Annotated in this window: 14 protein-coding genes; 9 read left to right on the top strand and 5 right to left on the bottom strand. The window is 70.2% G+C overall.

Features of this window, described 5'->3' with window-relative positions:
- Window positions 1–11 precede the first annotated feature (11 nt).
- A complete protein-coding gene (locus tag ABD844_RS32220; RefSeq protein ID WP_344886514.1) occupies window positions 12–245 on the top strand; it encodes a hypothetical protein in 234 nt (77 codons plus the stop codon).
- A 181-nt stretch (window positions 246–426) separates the two neighbouring features.
- Here the strand turns inward: ABD844_RS32220 and ABD844_RS32215 are convergent, their stop codons facing one another.
- The 3 genes from ABD844_RS32215 to ABD844_RS32205 form a co-directional block, all read right to left on the bottom strand.
- Window positions 427–1,572, bottom strand: coding sequence for an extracellular solute-binding protein (locus ABD844_RS32215; RefSeq protein ID WP_344886484.1), 1,146 nt, complete (start codon window positions 1,570–1,572; stop codon window positions 427–429).
- 82 nt (window positions 1,573–1,654) lie between these two features.
- Entirely contained in the window at window positions 1,655–3,163 is a 1,509-nt protein-coding gene (locus ABD844_RS32210; protein WP_344886483.1) for a CoA-acylating methylmalonate-semialdehyde dehydrogenase, read from the bottom strand.
- Window positions 3,160–4,440, bottom strand: a complete 1,281-nt coding sequence (locus ABD844_RS32205; protein ID WP_344886482.1) for an aspartate aminotransferase family protein — start codon at window positions 4,438–4,440, stop codon at window positions 3,160–3,162. The genes ABD844_RS32210 and ABD844_RS32205 overlap by 4 nt, the downstream gene beginning before the upstream one ends.
- Window positions 4,441–4,674: 234 nt before the next feature.
- On the opposite strand from ABD844_RS32205, the gene ABD844_RS32200 reads away from it, so the two are divergent.
- Window positions 4,675–5,373, top strand: coding sequence for an alternative oxidase (locus ABD844_RS32200; protein WP_344886481.1), 699 nt, complete (start codon window positions 4,675–4,677; stop codon window positions 5,371–5,373).
- On the opposite strand, the gene ABD844_RS32195 is transcribed toward ABD844_RS32200, so the two are convergent.
- On the bottom strand, window positions 5,370–6,863 hold the full coding sequence (locus tag ABD844_RS32195) for an MFS transporter (RefSeq protein WP_344886480.1): 1,494 nt from the start codon (window positions 6,861–6,863) through the stop codon (window positions 5,370–5,372). The two genes, ABD844_RS32200 and ABD844_RS32195, sit on opposite strands and share 4 nt — an antisense overlap.
- A gap of 55 nt (window positions 6,864–6,918) precedes the next feature.
- On the opposite strand from ABD844_RS32195, the gene ABD844_RS32190 reads away from it, so the two are divergent.
- The 5 genes from ABD844_RS32190 (at window position 6,919) to ABD844_RS32170 (ending at window position 12,700) form a co-directional block, all read left to right on the top strand.
- Window positions 6,919–7,620 (top strand): TetR/AcrR family transcriptional regulator, encoded by a 702-nt coding sequence (locus tag ABD844_RS32190; protein ID WP_344886479.1) that lies wholly within the window; start codon window positions 6,919–6,921, stop codon window positions 7,618–7,620.
- Window positions 7,621–7,713: 93 nt separating this feature from the next.
- Window positions 7,714–9,342 (top strand): AMP-binding protein, encoded by a 1,629-nt coding sequence (locus ABD844_RS32185; protein WP_344886478.1) that lies wholly within the window; start codon window positions 7,714–7,716, stop codon window positions 9,340–9,342.
- A 66-nt stretch (window positions 9,343–9,408) separates the two neighbouring features.
- The gene (locus ABD844_RS32180) at window positions 9,409–11,025 is read left to right on the top strand and encodes a PucR family transcriptional regulator (protein ID WP_344886477.1); all 1,617 of its coding nucleotides are present in this window, start codon (window positions 9,409–9,411) and stop codon (window positions 11,023–11,025) included.
- Between the two features lie 18 nt (window positions 11,026–11,043).
- A complete protein-coding gene (locus ABD844_RS32175) occupies window positions 11,044–11,427 on the top strand; it encodes a cupin domain-containing protein (RefSeq protein ID WP_344886476.1) in 384 nt (127 codons plus the stop codon).
- A 226-nt stretch (window positions 11,428–11,653) separates the two neighbouring features.
- Window positions 11,654–12,700, top strand: coding sequence for a methyltransferase (locus ABD844_RS32170; protein WP_344886475.1), 1,047 nt, complete (start codon window positions 11,654–11,656; stop codon window positions 12,698–12,700).
- Window positions 12,701–12,953: 253 nt separating this feature from the next.
- Here ABD844_RS32170 and trpS read toward each other — a convergent pair whose 3' ends face one another.
- Window positions 12,954–13,916, bottom strand: a complete 963-nt coding sequence (trpS, locus tag ABD844_RS32165; RefSeq protein WP_344886474.1) for a tryptophan--tRNA ligase — start codon at window positions 13,914–13,916, stop codon at window positions 12,954–12,956.
- A 253-nt stretch (window positions 13,917–14,169) separates the two neighbouring features.
- Here trpS and ABD844_RS32160 point away from each other — a divergent pair, with 253 nt between their 5' ends.
- Both ABD844_RS32160 and ABD844_RS32155 read left to right on the top strand, forming a co-directional pair.
- Complete coding sequence (locus ABD844_RS32160; RefSeq protein WP_344886473.1) at window positions 14,170–15,639, top strand: phosphodiester glycosidase family protein; 1,470 nt, start codon at window positions 14,170–14,172, stop codon at window positions 15,637–15,639.
- A gap of 562 nt (window positions 15,640–16,201) precedes the next feature.
- Complete coding sequence (locus tag ABD844_RS32155) at window positions 16,202–16,984, top strand: transposase family protein (protein ID WP_344886472.1); 783 nt, start codon at window positions 16,202–16,204, stop codon at window positions 16,982–16,984.
- Window positions 16,985–17,370 lie beyond the last annotated feature (386 nt).

Here is a 17,370-nt window from a genome sequence, read left to right as displayed (position 1 = left end):
CTGGGAGCGTGATGAACTGGGGTCCGACCAGAACGGCGCGGAGTGTGTTGACGTTCGACCCTGAAGGGCTCAGCGGAGCCCAGCGCGACGGCGACGCCTGCGTCGTCTGCCACAAGCGGTGGCCGCGCCCGCGCGTGCGGGTGGGGCGCCTGCCCGACGACTCGGCCGTCCTGGCCTGCGCCGACTGCGCCGACGCGCTCCTGCCCACGCCCATGGCCACCATAGTGGCGTTCCCGTCGCGCTGACAGCCGACCCGCCGCACGGAGCCCGCGCGCCGGAAGGCGCCGAGCCCTCCACCGGGGAGCCGACCGAGCGAGACGCCCCGGGACGGGGGGGAAGGCCCGGGGCGCCTCTGGTAGCGGACCGCGCCCGACGGTGGACGAGGGGCGGGCCCGCAGGGTGCAGGTGGGGATCGGCGGCCCTCACTCACTCCTTGAGGTCATTCCACCGCTCGGTCCAGGTCGTGTAGTCAGTGCATTCCCCGTCTTCCACCCGGCAACCCCCGGGCGGGCGCACCGCGAACACCACCCGGTCGAGCCTCTTGTCGTCACCCACCCCGTACGTCTCGCACATCTCCTTGGCCCGACCCTTGCACGCCTTGTCGTTGGCGGGCGCCATGCCCGACCAGGCGGCGGCGTCGCGCTGCGTTTCCGGGTCGGTCATCCAGTTGAGCCACCGGTAGGCGCAGGTGGTGTCGGAGACGTTCGCGCCGAGCATCCAGGAGTCGACCCAGCCGGTGGTCCTGACGGTCTTGAGCGTCTTGATCGGCTTGCCGGCCTTCTGCAGGAGCAGACGGTAGTAGGGGGTGGCCTGCGCGTAGTCGAGCGCCCCGGTGGCGAAGCCCTTGACCAGGTCGATCGGGTTCTGCCAGTAGGTGCGGTCCCGGTAGCGCGCCAGCAGCTCGACGGCCTTGCCCAGCTCGGCCTCGCTCAGCTCGTACGGCTCCTTCGCCGACCCCTCGGCCAGGGCCGCGTCCGCGATCGTCAGCGGGCTGTCCCTGAGCGCCGCCCGGCTCGAGGCGAACACCTGCTCCAGCCCGCCGCCGACGACCTTGCCCGAGTCGTAGACGAACTCGTCGTACGCCCACAGGTAGGGCACCCCGTAGACCTCGCCCGACACCGTGCCCAGGTCGCGGAAGCGCTCGTCGAGGTCCTCGTAGCCGCTGACCTTGGCCGGGTCGATGGGCTGCACCTGCTTGGCCTCGATGAGGTCGCCCGCCAGCGCGGGGCCCGCGGTGATCACGTCGTAGGGGCGCTGGGAGACCCTGTCGGCCATTTCGCCGGCGGTCTGGACGGTGTCGAGCCGGGCGACCCGGCAGCCGGTCTCCTTCTCGAACGCGCCGACCCAGTTGACCTTGGGGCTGATGCCGCCGTACTCGGCGTAACCGCGGTAGGTGAGGATCTGCAGCGTGCCGTCGCTCTGCGTGGCCGTGGGCGAAGGAGAGGCGGTGGGCGAAGGGGAGGGTGAACGCGTGGGAGTGGGGCTGGGGGACGGAGTGGGGCGGGCCGCTCCCATGCCGGCGACCAGAGCCGTCGCCGCGATCGCCAGGGCATAAGTACGGCGACGTTTCACGATGTCCCCCTTGTCCGTCTGCTGGATCCTACCGGGGACCAGGGCGGGAAGAACGTCAGTCCCTCCCGCCCGCGCTCGCCGCTTACCCGTTCGTGGGGAAGCCGAGGTTCACGCCGCCGTGCGAGGGATCCAGCCACCGGGAGGTGACGACCTTGCCGCGGGTGTAGAAGTGCACCCCCTCGGTGCCGTGCACGTGGGTGTCGCCGAACAGGGACGACTTCCAGCCGCCGAAGCTGTAGAAGGCCATCGGGACCGGGATGGGCACGTTGATGCCGATCATGCCGACCTCTACCTCGTTCTGGAAGCGCCGGGCCGCGCCGCCGTCGTTGGTGAAGATCGCGGTGCCGTTGCCGTACTCGCCGTCGTTGATCACCGCGAGGCCCTCCTCGTAGGTGGGGACGCGCACGATCGACAGCACCGGCCCGAAGATCTCCTCCGTGTGCGTACGCGAACCCGGGGGCACGTGGTCGAGCACCGTCGGGCCCAGCCAGAACCCGGGGCTCTCCGCCGCCTTGCCGCCGCCCAGCAGGACCGTCTCGCGGCCGTCCACGACGAGTTTGGCGCCCTCCTCGACACCGAGGTCGAGGTAGGAGGCCACCTTGTCGCGGTGCGGCCCGGTGACCAGCGGCCCCATCTCCGACCTGGGGTCGTCGCCGGGGCCGACCACCAGCTTGCCCACCCGCTCGACGATCTTCTGCACCAGCTCGTCGCCGACGGGGTCGACGGCCAGCACGACGGAGATCGCCATGCACCGCTCCCCCGCCGAGCCGAACCCCGCCGACACGGCCGAGTCGGCCACCAGGTCGAGATCGGCGTCGGGCAGCACGAGCATGTGGTTCTTGGCCCCGCCGAGCGCCTGGACCCGCTTGCCGTGCGCGGTGCCGCTCTCGTAGACATGGCGCGCGATCGGGGTGGAGCCGACGAACGACACCGCGCGCACGTCGGGGTGCTCCAGCAGCCGGTTCACGCTCACCTTGTCGCCCTGCACCACGTTGAACACGCCGTCGGGCAGCCCGGCCTCCTGCCAGAGCCGCGCCATGAGCAGCGAGGCCGACGGGTCGCGCTCCGAGGGCTTGAGCACGAACGCGTTCCCGCAGGCGATCGCGACGGGGAACATCCACATCGGCACCATGGCCGGGAAGTTGAACGGGGTGATCCCGGCCACCACGCCCAGCGGCTGCCGGATCGAGTAGGAGTCGACCCGGGTCGAGACGCCCTCGGAGTAGCCGCCCTTGAGCAGGTGCGGGATCCCGCAGGCGAACTCCACCACCTCCAGGCCGCGGGCCACCTCGCCGAGCGCGTCGGAGTGCACCTTGCCGTGCTCGGCGGAGATCAGCGCGGCCAGCTCGTCGCGGTGGGCGTACATCAGCTCGCGGAAGCGGAAGAGCACCTGCGCCCGCCTGGTCAGGGACGCGTCCCGCCAGGCGGGGAAGGCCGCGGCGGCCGCCGCCACGGCCGCGTCCACGTCGGCGGCCGAGGCCAGCGCGACGTGGCCGCTCACCTCGCCGGTGGCCGGGTTGAACAGCTCCGCGGCACGGGCGGGGTCGCCGTCCGCGAGAGCCCCGTCGATCCAGTGCTTGACGAACTTCACTGCTCCGCGGCCTCCGCGTCGATGGTCTCCAGGGCGGTCACGATGATGCCCAGGCCCTCGGTGGCCTCGTCGACCGTGAGGGTGAGGGGCGGGGCCATGCGGATGGCGTTGCCGTACAGGCCGCCCTTGCCCGCCAGCAGGCCCGCGCGCCTGGTCAGCTCCATGAAGCGGCCGGCCTGGGCCGGGCTCTGCAGCTCGACGGCGAACATCAGGCCCTTGCCGCGTACGTCCTTGACGACGGGCAGGCGCTCGGCCGCCGCCTTGAGCCCGCCGATGATGATCTCCCCGGTGCGGGCGGCGTTGGCCTGCAGGTCGTGGTCGAGCACGTAGTCGAGGGTGGCGTTGGCCGCGGCCATGGAGATCGGGTTGCCGCCGAAGGTGGACAGGCCCACGGCGTGCGGGGCGTCCATGAGGTCGCCGCGCGCCACGATGCCGCCGACCGCGAACCCGTTGCCGAGCCCCTTCGCGAAGGTGATCATGTCGGGGGTCACGCCGTGGTTCTGGATGCCGAAGAACGCGCTGCCGGTGCGCCCCCAGCCGGTCTGCACCTCGTCCGAGACGAACAGGATGCCCTGCTCGTCCAGCACCTCCTTGTACGCCGCGAACAGCCCGTCGGGGGCCATCGTGAACCCGCCCACGCCCTGGATCGGCTCGGCGATCAGCGCGGCCACGTCGTTGGAGACGGAGGTGGCCAGCACGTGGCGCAGGTCGTCCACGCACACCTGGATGTAGTCGGCGTCGGACAGGCCGCGGAACTGGGACAGGTGCCGGTCGGCGCCGTGCAGGAAGTGCACGTTGAGCGGGGAGAGCGAGTTGTTCTTCCACGACCGGTTGGAGGTGACGCTGATCGCGCCGAAGCTGCGCCCGTGGTAGCTCTGGCGCATGGCCAGCACCTGGTCGCTCCTGCGCGCGTACGTCGCCAGGAGCAGGGCCGTCTCGTTGGCCTCGGTGCCGGAGTTGGTGAAGAACACCTTGGCGTCGGGGATGCCGGACAGCCGGGCGATCTTCTCGGCCAGCTCGACCTGGCCGCGCAGCAGGTAGACGGTGCTGGTGTGCACCACTCCGGTGGCGAGCTGCCGCTCGACGGCCTCGCGTACCTCCGGCACGTCGTACCCGATCATGTTGGTCAGGATTCCGGCGAAGAAATCGAGGTAGCTCTTGCCGTCCGCGTCGATGACGCGGTTGCCCTTGCCGCTGACGATCTCGATGGGGTCGTTGTAGTTGAGGGCCAACCAGTTCGGCATCACTGCCCGGTGGCGCGCGAGTAGCTCCGACATGTTAACGAGTATCCCTTTTCCCGAGGGTGCCGTCCTACCTACAACATGTCGGACCTGCGGTGGCATGCCTTACACACTGAAAATTCCCCTAGGGGATGTCCCGTCCGCCTGGAGGCGTACGGCTCCCGGCCTGTATCCACCACCGGAACCAGGTGCGATGACCACTGGCGGGCGACGACCGGGACGGTCTCCGTAACCGACGATCGGAGCATCCGAGAGACGAAGGAGACCGAGATGACCATCACCGCCGACCACCGCCCCGAGGCCCCGTCCGGCCCGCCCAAGCTCGGCCGCGAGCAGCTCCTGCGGGCCCAGCGCGAGACCCTGGCCACCGCGCGCATGAACTACAGCCTGCTGGCCAGGATGATGTTCAAGCCGGTGGACCTCATGTACGGCGAAAAGGGCTCGTACACGAAGTTCGCCATGCTGGAGATCATCGCCAGGGTGCCCTACCAGGCGTGGGAACGCATGGGCTACTGGGCCGTGCACCGGCACGCCGGGCGTTCCGCGCTGGCCAGGAGGATCTTCGAGCGCATCGTGGAGGCCCGCGCCGACCAGGACAACGAGCAGTGGCACCTGCTGATCCTGCAGGACCTGGTGCAGCGCACCGGCCAGCGGCAGACGTGGCTGCTGCACAAGGCCGCGCCGTGGATGATCGCGTTCTTCTACTACCACGTGTCCTGGGTGCTGTTCCTGATCAGGCCGGACTGGAGCTACCGGCTCAACGCCGAGTTCGAGGACCACGCCGAGCACGAGTACATGGAGTTCGTGGCCCAGCATCCGGAGCTGGACCTGATGCCCGACCCCGGCACGTACGCCGCCGAGTACGGCCGCTACCACTCGGTGGCCGACCTGCTCAGGCAGATCGGCCACGACGAGCGCACCCACAAGCTGGACAGCCTGGAGAGCATGAAGGAGCCCCGTGTCCGCTAGACCCTGCTGTCCGCCGGGCTGCCCGCGGGGCTGCCGTCTGGGCCGTCCGCGAGAACGGGCCCGGCGGCGGTGGGCACGGGCGGGCGCAGCACGGTGAGCGCCAGCAGCGCGGCCGCCACGCAGAAGGCCGCGCCCACCCACGAGCCGAGGTGCATGGCGGAGGTGAACGCCTGGTTCCCCGCCTCGGTCAGGCCCGCCGCGTGTGCGCCGCCGATCGACTCCCTGGCGCCGGCGGGCAGGTCGGCGGGCATCTCCGCGGTGTACTTCCCGGCCAGGACGCTGCCCAGGATCGCGATGCTGAGCGCCATGCCGACCTGCTGGACGGTGTCGTTCAGCGCGGAGCCGACACCGGCGTGGTCCACCGGGATGGCCCCCATCAGCGAGGCGTAGGCGGACGGCCCGGCCAGACCACCGCCGACACCCATGATCACCAGACCGGTGAGCAGCGGCAGGTAGCCGGTGGTCAGCGCCATGACGGCGAAACCCCCGGCCATGAACAGCAGCCCGGAGCAGATCAGCACGCGGTTGCTGAGCCTCTTGCCCAGCCCGACGCCCACCCCGTTGAAGACCGCCGCGGCCACCGCGTACGGCAACATGGCCAGACCGGCCTGCATCTCCCCGTAGCCCAGCACGAACTGCAGGTACTGCGTCAGCATCAGCATCACCGCGCCGGCGCCGAACGACATGAGCAGGATCGAGAACGACGCGCCGCTGAAGTTCCGGTTGGCGAACAGGTGGAGGGGCAGCATCGGCTCCTCCTGCCTGCGCTCCCAGACCACGAACGCGCCCAGGGCGAGGACGGCCAGCGCGATCACCCCGATGTTCCAATCGCGCTCGATGACCACGTAGACGGCCGCGGTCAGGCCGACGATCGACAGCACCACGCCCACCGGGTCGATCCGGCGCGCGGGGCTGCGCGACTCGGGCATGAGCACCAGGGCCGCCACGATCGCGATCGCCGCGACCGGGATGTTCAGCAGGAAGACCGAGCCCCACCAGTAGTTCTCCAGCAGGAGGCCGCCCAGGGTGGGCCCGGACACCAGGCCGACCAGGGCCACGGCGCTCCAGGCGGCCATCGCCTTGCGCCGTTCGGTCTCGTCGAAGACGGTCATCAGGATCGACAGCGTGGACGGCATCACCAGCGAGCCGCCGACGCCCATCAGGAACCGGGCCGCGATGAGCTGCCACGGCTCGGTGACCAGCACGGCCAGCAGCGACGCGCCGCCGAAGAACACCAGGCCGATCACCAGGAAGCGGCGGCGGCCGTACTTGTCGGACAGGCTGCCCGCGGTGAGCAGCAGGCCGGCGAAGGCCAGCACGTACGCGTCGATGATCCACTGGATGTCCGACGGCGTGGCGCCCATCTCCTGGTTCAGCGAGGGGATGGCCAGGTTGAGCACCGTGTTGTCGACGACCAGCACAAGAAGGGCCAGGCAGAGCGCGCCGAGTATCCACCAACGGCGCGGGTCTCGTACAGTGTTCGAGTTCACTCGCACAGCGTACGCCAGGACTCGTACAGTGTGCGAGTTGATTTATCCTGAGGACATGAGCAGCAAGGCATTCTCCTCGGTGTGGCTCCGCGAGCCGCGCAAGGCCACCTCCCCGGGCCGCAGCCGCGAGGAGATCGTCAGAGCCGCCATCGAGCTGCTGCAGGAAGAGGGCCTGGCCGGGCTCAGCATGCGCAAGCTCGGCGCGCGGCTGAGCGCGGGCGCCACCAGCCTCTACTGGTACGTCGCCAACAAGGACGAGCTGCTCGAGCTGGCCTACGACGAGGTGTGGGGCGAGATGACCGTGCCCGACCCCGAGGAGGTCGGCTGGCGCGACTCCGCCTCCGCCCTGGCCCACAGCATGCGTCAGGTGATCCTGCGCCATCCGTGGTCGGCCGACCTCATCGGCCGCCTGCCCGCCCTGGGCCCCAACGCGCTGCGGGTGACCGACCGGATGCGCCGGATGTTCAAGGTGGCCGGGTTCGAGGGGCCCGACATCGACTTCGCCAACGCCACGCTGACCGCCTACGTCTTCGGCATGACGATCCCGGAGATCGCCTGGAACACGGCGACCCGCAACTCCGCCTACGACGCCGACCAGATGCGTGACATGGTGCGCAACGCCGCGGCCGAGTTCCCCGACGTGCTGGAGAGCCTCGACCTCGACATCTACACCGACCCGCAGGCCATCCGCGAGCTGTGCTTCGACTTCGGCCTGACCTCGATGCTCGACGGCCTCGGACGACGGCTGGCCGCGTGACGGCCCGGCGCCCGGACGGGGCGCGGACGAGGGGCGGTCCGGGGCACCGGGATGGCCTTGAGCCGGGGGCGGTGACGTAGCAGGATCCGGGTCATGAGCGATTTCCGTGCCGCCCGCGACCTCCTCCTCGGCGCCGACCCCGAGGGCGCCCGCCGCGACTTCCGCTGGCCGGAGCCGGCCGAGTTCAACTGGGCGCTCGACTGGTTCGACGGGGTCCTGGCCGCCGAGACCCCCGACGCCGTCGCTCTCAAGATCGTGGGCGCGAGCAGCGCCACCTACACCTTCGCCGGGCTGTCGGCCCGCTCCGGCCAGGTCGCCAACTGGCTGCACGAGCAGGGGGTGCGCCGGGGCGACCGGATCCTGCTCATGCTGGGCAACCAGGCCGAGCTGTGGGAGTCGCTGCTGGCCGCGATGAAGCTGGGCGCAGTGATCATCCCCGCCACCACGCTCCTGACCGCCAAGGACGTCGCGGAACGCATCAAGCGCGGCGGCGTCTCCCACGTCATCGCCAACGCCTCCGACGCCGGGAAGTTCGGGGCCGGGGAATACACGCGGATCGCCGTGGGCGACGCCTACACCTGGCTGCCGTACCACGACGCGTACGAGGCCCACGAGCGCTTCACCCCCGGCGCCCCGACCCGCGCGGACGACCCGCTGCTGCTCTACTTCACCTCCGGCACCACCTCGCAGCCGAAGCTGGTCGAGCACACGCACGCCTCCTATCCGGCCGGGCACCTGTCGACGATGTTCTGGATCGGGGTCAGGCCGGGCGACGTGCACCTCAACGTGTCCTCGCCGGGCTGGGCCAAGCACGCCTGGAGCAACGTCTTCGCCCCCTGGAACGCCGGGGCCACCGTGCTGGTGCACGACTACCAGCGCTTCTCCGCGCCCGCGCTGCTGGAGGTGCTGCACGACGAGCGGGTCACCACATTCTGCGCGCCGCCGACCGTGTGGCGGATGCTCATCCAGGAGGACCTGGCCGCCTGGAAGCTCCCCCTGCGTACGGCCGTGGCCGCCGGCGAGCCGCTCAACCCCGAGATCATCGACCGGGTCGCCAAGGCGTGGGGCCTCACGATCAGAGACGGGTACGGGCAGACCGAGACCACCGCGCAGATCGGCAACGCCCCCGGCGAGCGGGTCAAGCCGGGGTCCATGGGGCGTCCGCTGCCGGGTTACGACGTCGTGCTGATCGACCCGGTCTCCGGTGAGCAGGGGGACGACGGGGAGATCTGCCTGCCGCTGGACGGCCGCCGCCCACTCGGCCTCATGTCCGGATATGTCGGCGGATCGACGGAGGCCATGCGCGACGGCTTCTACCACACGGGCGACGTCGCCACCCGCGACCACGACGGCTACATCACCTACGTGGGCCGTACCGACGACGTCTTCAAGGCGTCCGACTACCGCATCTCCCCGCTCGAGCTGGAGAGCGTGCTGCTGGAGCACGCGGCGGTGGCGGAGGCCGCCGTGGTGCCCGCCCCCGACCCGGTACGCCTGGCGGTGCCGAAGGCGTACGTGACGCTCGCCCCGGGGTTCGAGCCCGGGGAGGAGACCGCCCGGTCGATCTTCGAGCACTGCCGCAGGGAGCTGGCCCCGTACAAGCGGGTGCGGCGGCTGGAGTTCGGCGAGCTGCCCAAGACGATCTCCGGCAAGATCCGCCGCGTCGAGCTGCGCGTACGCGAGCCCCGCCGGGAGTATCGGGAGGAGGACCTCCCTTCATGACAAGGGGCGCAAAGTGTAAATCAGCCTATGGCCGTTCTTACAGTCTGATCGGCTAGGCTCTGCCCCGTGTTGCCCACCATCGCCGACGTCCTCGCCTTGGAGACCGTACGCCGGGGCAGCCCGCGCGTGGTCGCGGGCGCCGACCGGCTCGACACCAAGGTGCGGTGGGTGCACGTCGGCGAGATCGTCGACATCGCCCATCTGCTGCGCGGCGGCGAGCTGGTGCTCACCACGGGAGTCGCCCTGCCGGAGGATCCGGAGAAGCTCGCCGACTACATCGGTGAGCTGTCCTCGGTCGGGGCCTCGGGCCTGATCGTGGAGCTGGGCCGCCGGTTCGTTCGTGAGCTGCCGCGGGTCGTGGTCAAGACGGCCGAGGAGCACGGCCTGCCGGTCATCGTGCTCACCCGCGAGACCCCGTTCGTGCAGATCACCGAGTCGGTGCACGCGCGCATCATCGACATCCAGCTAGAAGAGCTGCGGGCCTCCGAGCAGCTCCACGAGGTCTTCACCGAGCTGTCGGTCGAGGGCGCCTCTCCTGCCGAGGTGCTGGCCCAGGTGGCGCGGCTGTCGGGGCGTCCTGTGCTGCTGGAGAACCTGGCTCACCAGGTGCTGGCCTGCGAGTCCGCCGGGCGCGACGCGGGCGCCCTGCTGGCGGGGTGGGAGACCAGGTCGCGGGGGGTGGCCCCGGCCGAGCGCACGGCGTACGACCCGGCCTCGGGCTGGCTGGTCACCACGGTCGGCGCGCGCGGGCACGACTGGGGACGGCTGATCCTGCTCTGCGACGCCCAGCCGTCACCGCGCGACATGGTGCTCGCCGAGCGCGCCGCCACCACGCTCGCGCTGGGCCGCCTGCTCGAACGCCACCAGGAGTCGCTGGAACGCCAGGCGCACGGCACGATCATCACCGGCATCGTGACCCACGCCTACGCCGACCCCGACGAGGCCGCCGCCCGCGCCCGCGCGCTGGGCGTACCGCTCACCGGGCGCAAGCTGGTCAGCGTGGTCATCCGGCCGACCGACCCCATCGACCAGGCGCTCGACGGGCAGGCGCAGCTCGGCGAGCTGGCCGAGGCCACCGCCGCCGCCTGCCGCGACGCCCGCCTGCCCGCCCTGGTGGGCGCGCTCGACCAGGAGCGGGTCGGGGTGCTGCTGCCGCTGCCGCCGCGTACGCACGCCGAGCCCGCCCTGACCTCCCTCGCCGAACGGCTGCGCGTGCTGTGGCGGCCCGGCTCGGCGTTCGTGCTGGCGACCGGCTCGGTGGTGGAGTCGATCAGGGACGTACGCCGCAGCTTCCTCGAAGCCGAGCAGGTGGCCGACGTGGCGGTGCGCCAGCCCGACGGCCGCCCCTTCTACCGCCTGCCCGACCTGCGCCTGCGCGGCCTGCTCCACCTGCTGCGCGACGACGCGCGGCTGCAGACGTTCGCCGAACGGGAGCTGGGGCCGCTGCTGGCCCACGACGCCCAGCGGGGCGGCGACCTCACCCGGATCCTGCGCGTCTACCTCGACTCGGGCCGCAACAAGGCCGTCGCCGCCCAGAAGGCCCACCTGTCCAGGCCCGCCTTCTACGACCGTCTGCGCCGTCTGGAACGCATCCTCGACACCGATCTCGACGACGTCGAATCGTGCCTGTCCCTTCACGTGGCGCTACTGGCTCTGGAGTCCTTCCGCAGAGAGGGCCGCTGATGTGCCGGAATGGGCGATATGTCTGATGTGCTGATGCCCGACGCGGGCGATCTCGCCCGCATGCTCGCCACCGCGGGAGCCTTCTCCGTACCCGTCCACGACGTCCGGCTCACCCCCGACGCACTCGCCCCCGAGCAGATCGTCGCGGGCGACCCCGCCACGTCCTCCCTCGAACTGGGCGGCGGCCGGGGCATCTGGGAGATCACGCCCGGCGTCGTGACCGACGTGGAGAGCGACGAGATCTTCGTCGTGCTGTCGGGCCGCGCCACCATCGCCGTCGACGGCGGCACCACGATCGAGGTGGGACCTGGCGACGTGTGCCTGCTGGCCGAGGGCGCCAGAACCACGTGGATCGTGCACGAGACGCTACGCAAGGTGTACCAGACGCGACAGAACGAGTGAGAGACGCCGCCCCGCCCGATCGCGACAGACCACGCGACCGGGCGGCACCCCACCCGACCACAACGGCCCGTGCGACCGGGCGGCACCCGACCAGATCGCGGCAAACCGCATGACCGGGCGACGCCCCGCCCGACCGCGCCAGACCGCATGGACGGGCGGCACCCGGCCCGACCGCGACAGACCACATGACCGGCAAGCGGGGGTCTCCCCGCCTAACGTCGCTAGTGTGCCCCTCTTCTTCAATCCCCTGGAGGCCGCGGCCCACCGGCTGTCGATCGTGCCTCCGATGTTCGACTACTTCGGCGCTCTGGGCCTGCACGCGATCATCGCGGCGGCCAGGACAGGGATCTTCGACGCCCTGAGCGAGCGCCCCCGTACCGGTGGCGAGCTGGCCACCGACCTCGGCCTCGACCCCCGGCGTACGGAGGCGTTGTTACGCGCCCTGACCGGGCTCGGCTACCTGCGGGCCAGGGGCGGGCGTTACCGCCTGGCCCGCACCGCGCGCCTGTGGCTCACCACCGGCTCGCCGACATCGCTGGTGGCAGCGCTGGAGTTCTGGGAGCGTACCGCCTGCGTGATCTGGCCCAGGCTGGAGGAGGCGATCAGGGACGGCTCGCCCCCCACGCCGTTCTACGCGCTGCTGGAGAGCGACCCGGCCCTGGCGCGCTCGTTCCACGCCTGGACGGCGGCGCTGGCCGGGCGGCAGGCCGCGGCCACGGCACGGGCCGTCCCCGTGCCGCGCGACGCCGGCCACGTACTCGACGTGGGCGGCGGCCACGGCCTGTTCAGCGTGGAACTGCTGCGCCGCCACCCCGGGCTGCGGGCCACCGTCGTCGACCTGCCGCACGGGCTCGAATCCGCCGCCGACCACCCTCGGCTGACGCTGCGCCCCGCCTCGTTCCTGGAGGACGACCTCGGCCACGGGTACGACGTCGTCCTGCTGTTCAACATCGTCCACGGGCTGAGCGACGAGGAGACGGCACGGCTGTTCCCGCGCCTGGCGGCGGCGCTCAACCCGGGCGGCACGATCGTGGTCGGCGACCAGTTCGGCGACAGCCTCATGCCGGGCCGGGCCAGCCGCGCCCTCCTCCACCTGCTCGACCTGAACTACCTGGCCGCCGTGGGCGGCCGGGTACGCACGTTCCGCGAGGTCGCGGCGCTGCTCCGGACGGCCGGTTTCCGCCGCATCCGGCACCGCCGCCCACTCGGCTCACCAGCCACCGAACTGGCCGTTGCCAGAACCCCGACGCACCCTCCACCACCTCGAACGTAAGCGCCACGCGGGGACCGACGTGGAGTCGGGGACCCGCATGTGGACCGGCGTGTGGACCGTCGTGAAGACGGAGAGAGCGACGTGTGGACCGGCGGGCGAACTGGCGTGGAGACAGAGGGAGCGACGTGTGGACCGGCGTGGAGACAGGGGAACCGGCCTGGAATCCGTGGGCAGAACCCCGACGAGCCCGGGACCATCCCCAACACGCGAAACCCGACCATCAGATCCCCCAACCATCAGAACCCCCCGACCATCAGAACCCCATCGCGCCCTGCACCTCCTCCAGCGTGCGGACCGCCCGCTCGCGGGCCCGCTCATTGCCCTCGGCCAGGACCTGCCGCACCTCGTCCTCCCCCAACTCGGCCCGGCGTTTCCTGATCGGGCGCAGGAACTCGTTGACCGCCTCGGTCGTCACGCGCTTGAGCGTGGCGGCGCCACCGTCGCCGATCTCCTCGGCCAGCTCGCGCGGCGGGCGGCCCAGGCACAGGCCGGCCAGGGTGAGCAGGTTGGCCACCTCGGGGCGGCCCTGCTCGTCGAACGTGATGTGCCGGTCGAAGTCGGTGCGGGCCTTGCGGATGAGGGCGGCGGTCTCGTCCTCGGTGGCCGACAGGGCGATCGCGTTGCCCCGGCTCTTGCTCATCTTGCCGCCGTCCAGGCCTTTGAGCAGCGGCTGCTCGCCCATCATGGCCTCCGGCAGCGGGAACACCTCGCCGTAGCGCTCGTTGAAGCGCCGTGCGACCAGCCGCGTCACCTCCACGTGCGGGAGCTGGTCCTTTCCCACGGGCACCAGCGTGCCCTTGCAGAACAGGATGTCGGCCGCCTGGTGCACCGGGTAGGTGAACATCAGCCCGCTCACGGCCTGCTGCGAGCTGTGCGCGATCTCGTCCTTCACCGTGGGGTTGCGCCGCAGCTCGGACACCGACACCAGGCTCAGGAACGGCAACAGGAGCTGGTTCAGCTCGGGGATCGCACTGTGCTTGAAGATCGTGGCCCTGGCCGGGTCGATGCCGACCGCCAGATAGTCGAGGAGCAGCTCGGTGGTGTTGCGCCGGATCTCGCCGGGCGTGTCGCGATCGGTGATCACCTGGTAGTCGGCGATCAGCACGTACATCGGATATCGGCCCTGCAGCTCAACCCGGTTGGCCAGAGAGCCGAAGTAGTGGCCGAGATGCAGAGGGCCGGTCGGGCGGTCGCCCGTCAGCACGACGTCGTTCATGAGGTCTCTCCTTGGGATCATGCCGTCCCGGAGAGGCGCCCGCTTCGGAGGGCCGTCTCTGGGACGGCCCACGCATGGGGAATCAGCGGCCGTCTGTCGGCCGCCACCACATGCAGATGCGAGTCATACACGAATGGTACTGGTAAGTGATGTCAATCTCGTAACCTCTTTACTTCGTCGGCGCGTTCTCCTGCCTCCGAGACCTTGATCTCGCCAGTATGGTGCGGTCCCTTTTCCGCCCTCTGGAGAGTTCATGTCTCGACGCACACTCGCCGGCGGCCTGGCCATAGCCGCGGCGCTGCCCCTCACCGCACTGCCCGCGACAGCGGAGCAGCAGTCGGTGAGGTTCCCGTCGGCCAAGTTCCCGCTGGGCACACGCCCCGTGCCGACCAAGACCATGACCACGGTGACGCAGGGCATCGACCTGTACGACGTGAAAGCGGGCACGTCCACAGACGGCTACACGGTCACCGTCTTAATGCCGAACGGCCGCGACTCCGGCACCCTGCCGAACGCCGAGGCCAAGCTCGCCGAGGTGGAGGCGCTCGGGGAGACCGCCAGCATGCAGCAGGTGGTACAGCCGAGCGTCGCCGACGCCCCCTCCAAGACCGAGTACATGGTCCGCGTCGGCCTCTGGCCCCTCAAGGACAAGAAGAAGGCCGAGGAGACGGTCACCAAGCTCAAGGACGCCGAGCTGAAGGCCAAGGTCGACTACCTCGGCGACGACGGCGTCAAGACCACCGGTCCCTGGGACGCCAAGGTCGTCATGATCGACGTCAAGACGTTCCGCGGCTCGTACGCCGCCACCCTCGGCACCAGCGTGGCCAAGCGGGAGACCGTCTCGTCGATGGCCAAGGCCCGCAAGGCCGTGGTGGGCGTCAACGGCGGCTTCTTCAACATCCACACCTCGAAGGAACTGCGCGGCGAGCCCGTCGGCGCGTCCGTGGTCGGCGGCAAACTGCTGAGCGAGGCCGTCCCTGGCCGGTCGGCCGTCGTGCTCAAGGGCCGTACCGCCAAGATCACCGAGCTGAAGACGACCGTCACGGCCATCTCCCAGGACGGCGAGAAGGCCACGGTCAACGGCGTCAACCGGGCCGCCGCACCGGACGAGCTGGTCCTGTACACGGAGGAGTACGGAGCCAAGACGCCCACCGGCGGATCCGACGTCGTCATCGACGCCAACGGCAAGGTCGTGGGCGTGCGCACGTCGGGCGCCGCGGTCGCCGCCGGCACGCGGGTGCTGCACGGCAACGGCGGAGCCGCCGACTGGCTCACCCAGCACGCCCTGCAGGACTGGACCGTCACGGTCGACACCAAGGTCGTGGACCTGCGTACCAAGCGGGCACTCCAGCTCACCCCCGACCTGAACGTGATCGCGGGCGGCGTCGGCCTGGTACGCAACGGCAAGACGAAGATCACCGCCAAGCTTGACGGCCACAACTCGATCAACATGATCCTGCGCCGCCACCCGCGCACACTCCTCGGCACCACCAAGAACGGCAGCCTCATCCTGGCCACCATCGACGGACGGCAGCCCGGGGTAACGGTCGGGGCGAACTTCCTGGAGGCGGCCCAGTTCATGCGCTGGCTCGGGGCCACGCAGGCGATCAACCTGGACGGCGGCGGCTCGACGGCCATGGTGGTCGGCGACAAGCTGGTCAACAAGCCATCCGACGGAACCGAACGCGGCATCGGCGACGCCCTCCTCGTCCTCCCCTCCTGACCACCCACGCGCCAAAGTCCACGACCGGGCAACGCCCCACCACGCAAGGGCCCAGCCACCCAGGCACGCCCGCATGCGTGAGGGGGCACCACCCAGTCGCCAGGCACCCCTGAGAGGACCCCCCTCCCAGTCACCGAACGCCCCCGGGGGCCGCCCCACCAAGCCCGGCCCCCGGACCAACACCCCACTGCCGAGAGCCCCACAGCGAAAACCCACCCTCAGACAACACCCCAGGGACCCACAAACCCCATCCGGCCAGCCCAGAGACCCGCACTACCCGTCCAGACGAACCGAGGGACCCGCACCACCGCTCCGGACCACCCCAGGAACCCATGGCACTCCGCCCGCCAGCCAGGGAACCCCGAGAGACCCCAGGTCTCCGCACCACCACGCGCAGTTCACCAACACGCTGAAGCAGCGCCACAATGACGCAGTGACACTGAGCTCTTTTCAACCTGACGGCCCTGGTCAGCATGGCTTCGTGAAGAGCGGTGGCGGATGACAGGAGGCTCCCGATAAGACAGCAGTCGACCAAGATCCGATGCCCCGACCGGGAGCCTCGTTGCTGTCTTACCGTGCCTCGATTCCGCTGTCCAACCACACTCTGGCCCGTCTGGCTGAGCTCATCCGTACCCGGCGTGCCGAACGCCGTTCCCGGTGGCGGAAGTTAGACCCGGCCCGGCAAGCCCTGCTGGTCCTGGCCCACCTGCGCAATGGCGACACCTACGCCCGTCTGGCCGGTGGCTTCGCCATCGGCACCGCCACCGCTTGGCGCTACATCCGTGAAGCCGTCGATCTCCTGGCTGTCCTGGCCGACGACGTACACGCCGCCGTCGAGCGAGCGTCCCGGCTGGCCTACACCATCCTCGACGGCACCCTCATCCCCATCGACCGCCTCGCCGATGAGCGGCCGTACTACAGCGGCAAACACAAGCAGCACGGCATGAACGTGCAACTGCTGGCCGATCCAGTGGGCCGACTGGTGTGGGCCTCACCTGCGCTGCCGGGCGCCACCCACGACGTGACCGCCGCTCGGACGGTCGGCCTGGTCGGCGCCTTGACCAGCGCCGGCGTAAAGACCTTCGCCGACAAGGGGTACCAAGGAGCGGGCGGCACGATCCGCACGCCGTTCAAACGGCATCGCCATCGGCCCTGGTTGTCGCGCGCACAGCGGGACGTCAATCGCGCCCACGCCCGTATCCGCGCCATAGGTGAACGTGCCGTCGCGACCCTGAAGTCCTGGAAGGTGCTGACCAAGCTGCGCTGTTGCCCGCATCGCGCGACCGCGCTCGTCCAGGCGATCCTCGTGCTGCAGCTTGTCGAGGACGGCCGTTACCCAAGATGAAATGGGCTCACTGTGAGGCAATTCGGCGATGACAGGGCGAGCGCCTTCAACCACCTGCCACCAGTAACCCGACATCCACTTTCACAGAACCTCACTGTCACCCACCAGCCAGCCGGAACCGCCACCCCAAAGCCAACAGCGACCAGCAACCCCAGAAAACAGAAAAAGGCCCAGCCACCCCGGCCAGGCCCCACCAAACACACACCCCCAACACCCGACAGCCACAACAACCGCCCCCCTCCCCCACAACCCACCAGGAAAAGAAGAAGAGATGCCCGGAAATGCAGGAAGGGCCCGACACAGTTCGTGTCAGGCCCTTTCTGAATGATTGTCCGGCGGTGACCTACTCTCCCACACCCTCCCGAGTGCAGTACCATCGGCGCAGA

This window comes from Nonomuraea antimicrobica (assembly GCF_039536965.1).
Classification (GTDB): Bacteria; Actinomycetota; Actinomycetes; order Streptosporangiales; family Streptosporangiaceae; genus Nonomuraea; species Nonomuraea antimicrobica.
Note: the sequence above shows the minus strand (reverse complement) of the source record. Positions and strands in the feature narration are given on the sequence as shown.

Excerpts from the sequence above, each read along its gene's own strand:
- ABD844_RS32220 (WP_344886514.1), top strand. The coding sequence starts at position 12 with ATGAACTGGGGTCCGACCAGAACGGCGCGGAGTGTGTTGACGTTCGAC.
- ABD844_RS32205 (WP_344886482.1), bottom strand. The coding sequence starts at position 4,440 with ATGTCGGAGCTACTCGCGCGCCACCGGGCAGTGATGCCGAACTGGTTG.
- ABD844_RS32200 (WP_344886481.1), top strand. The coding sequence starts at position 4,675 with ATGACCATCACCGCCGACCACCGCCCCGAGGCCCCGTCCGGCCCGCCC.
- ABD844_RS32190 (WP_344886479.1), top strand. The coding sequence starts at position 6,919 with ATGAGCAGCAAGGCATTCTCCTCGGTGTGGCTCCGCGAGCCGCGCAAG.
- ABD844_RS32185 (WP_344886478.1), top strand. The coding sequence starts at position 7,714 with ATGAGCGATTTCCGTGCCGCCCGCGACCTCCTCCTCGGCGCCGACCCC.
- ABD844_RS32175 (WP_344886476.1), top strand. The coding sequence starts at position 11,044 with ATGTCTGATGTGCTGATGCCCGACGCGGGCGATCTCGCCCGCATGCTC.
- trpS (WP_344886474.1), bottom strand. The coding sequence starts at position 13,916 with ATGAACGACGTCGTGCTGACGGGCGACCGCCCGACCGGCCCTCTGCAT.
- ABD844_RS32160 (WP_344886473.1), top strand. The coding sequence starts at position 14,170 with ATGTCTCGACGCACACTCGCCGGCGGCCTGGCCATAGCCGCGGCGCTG.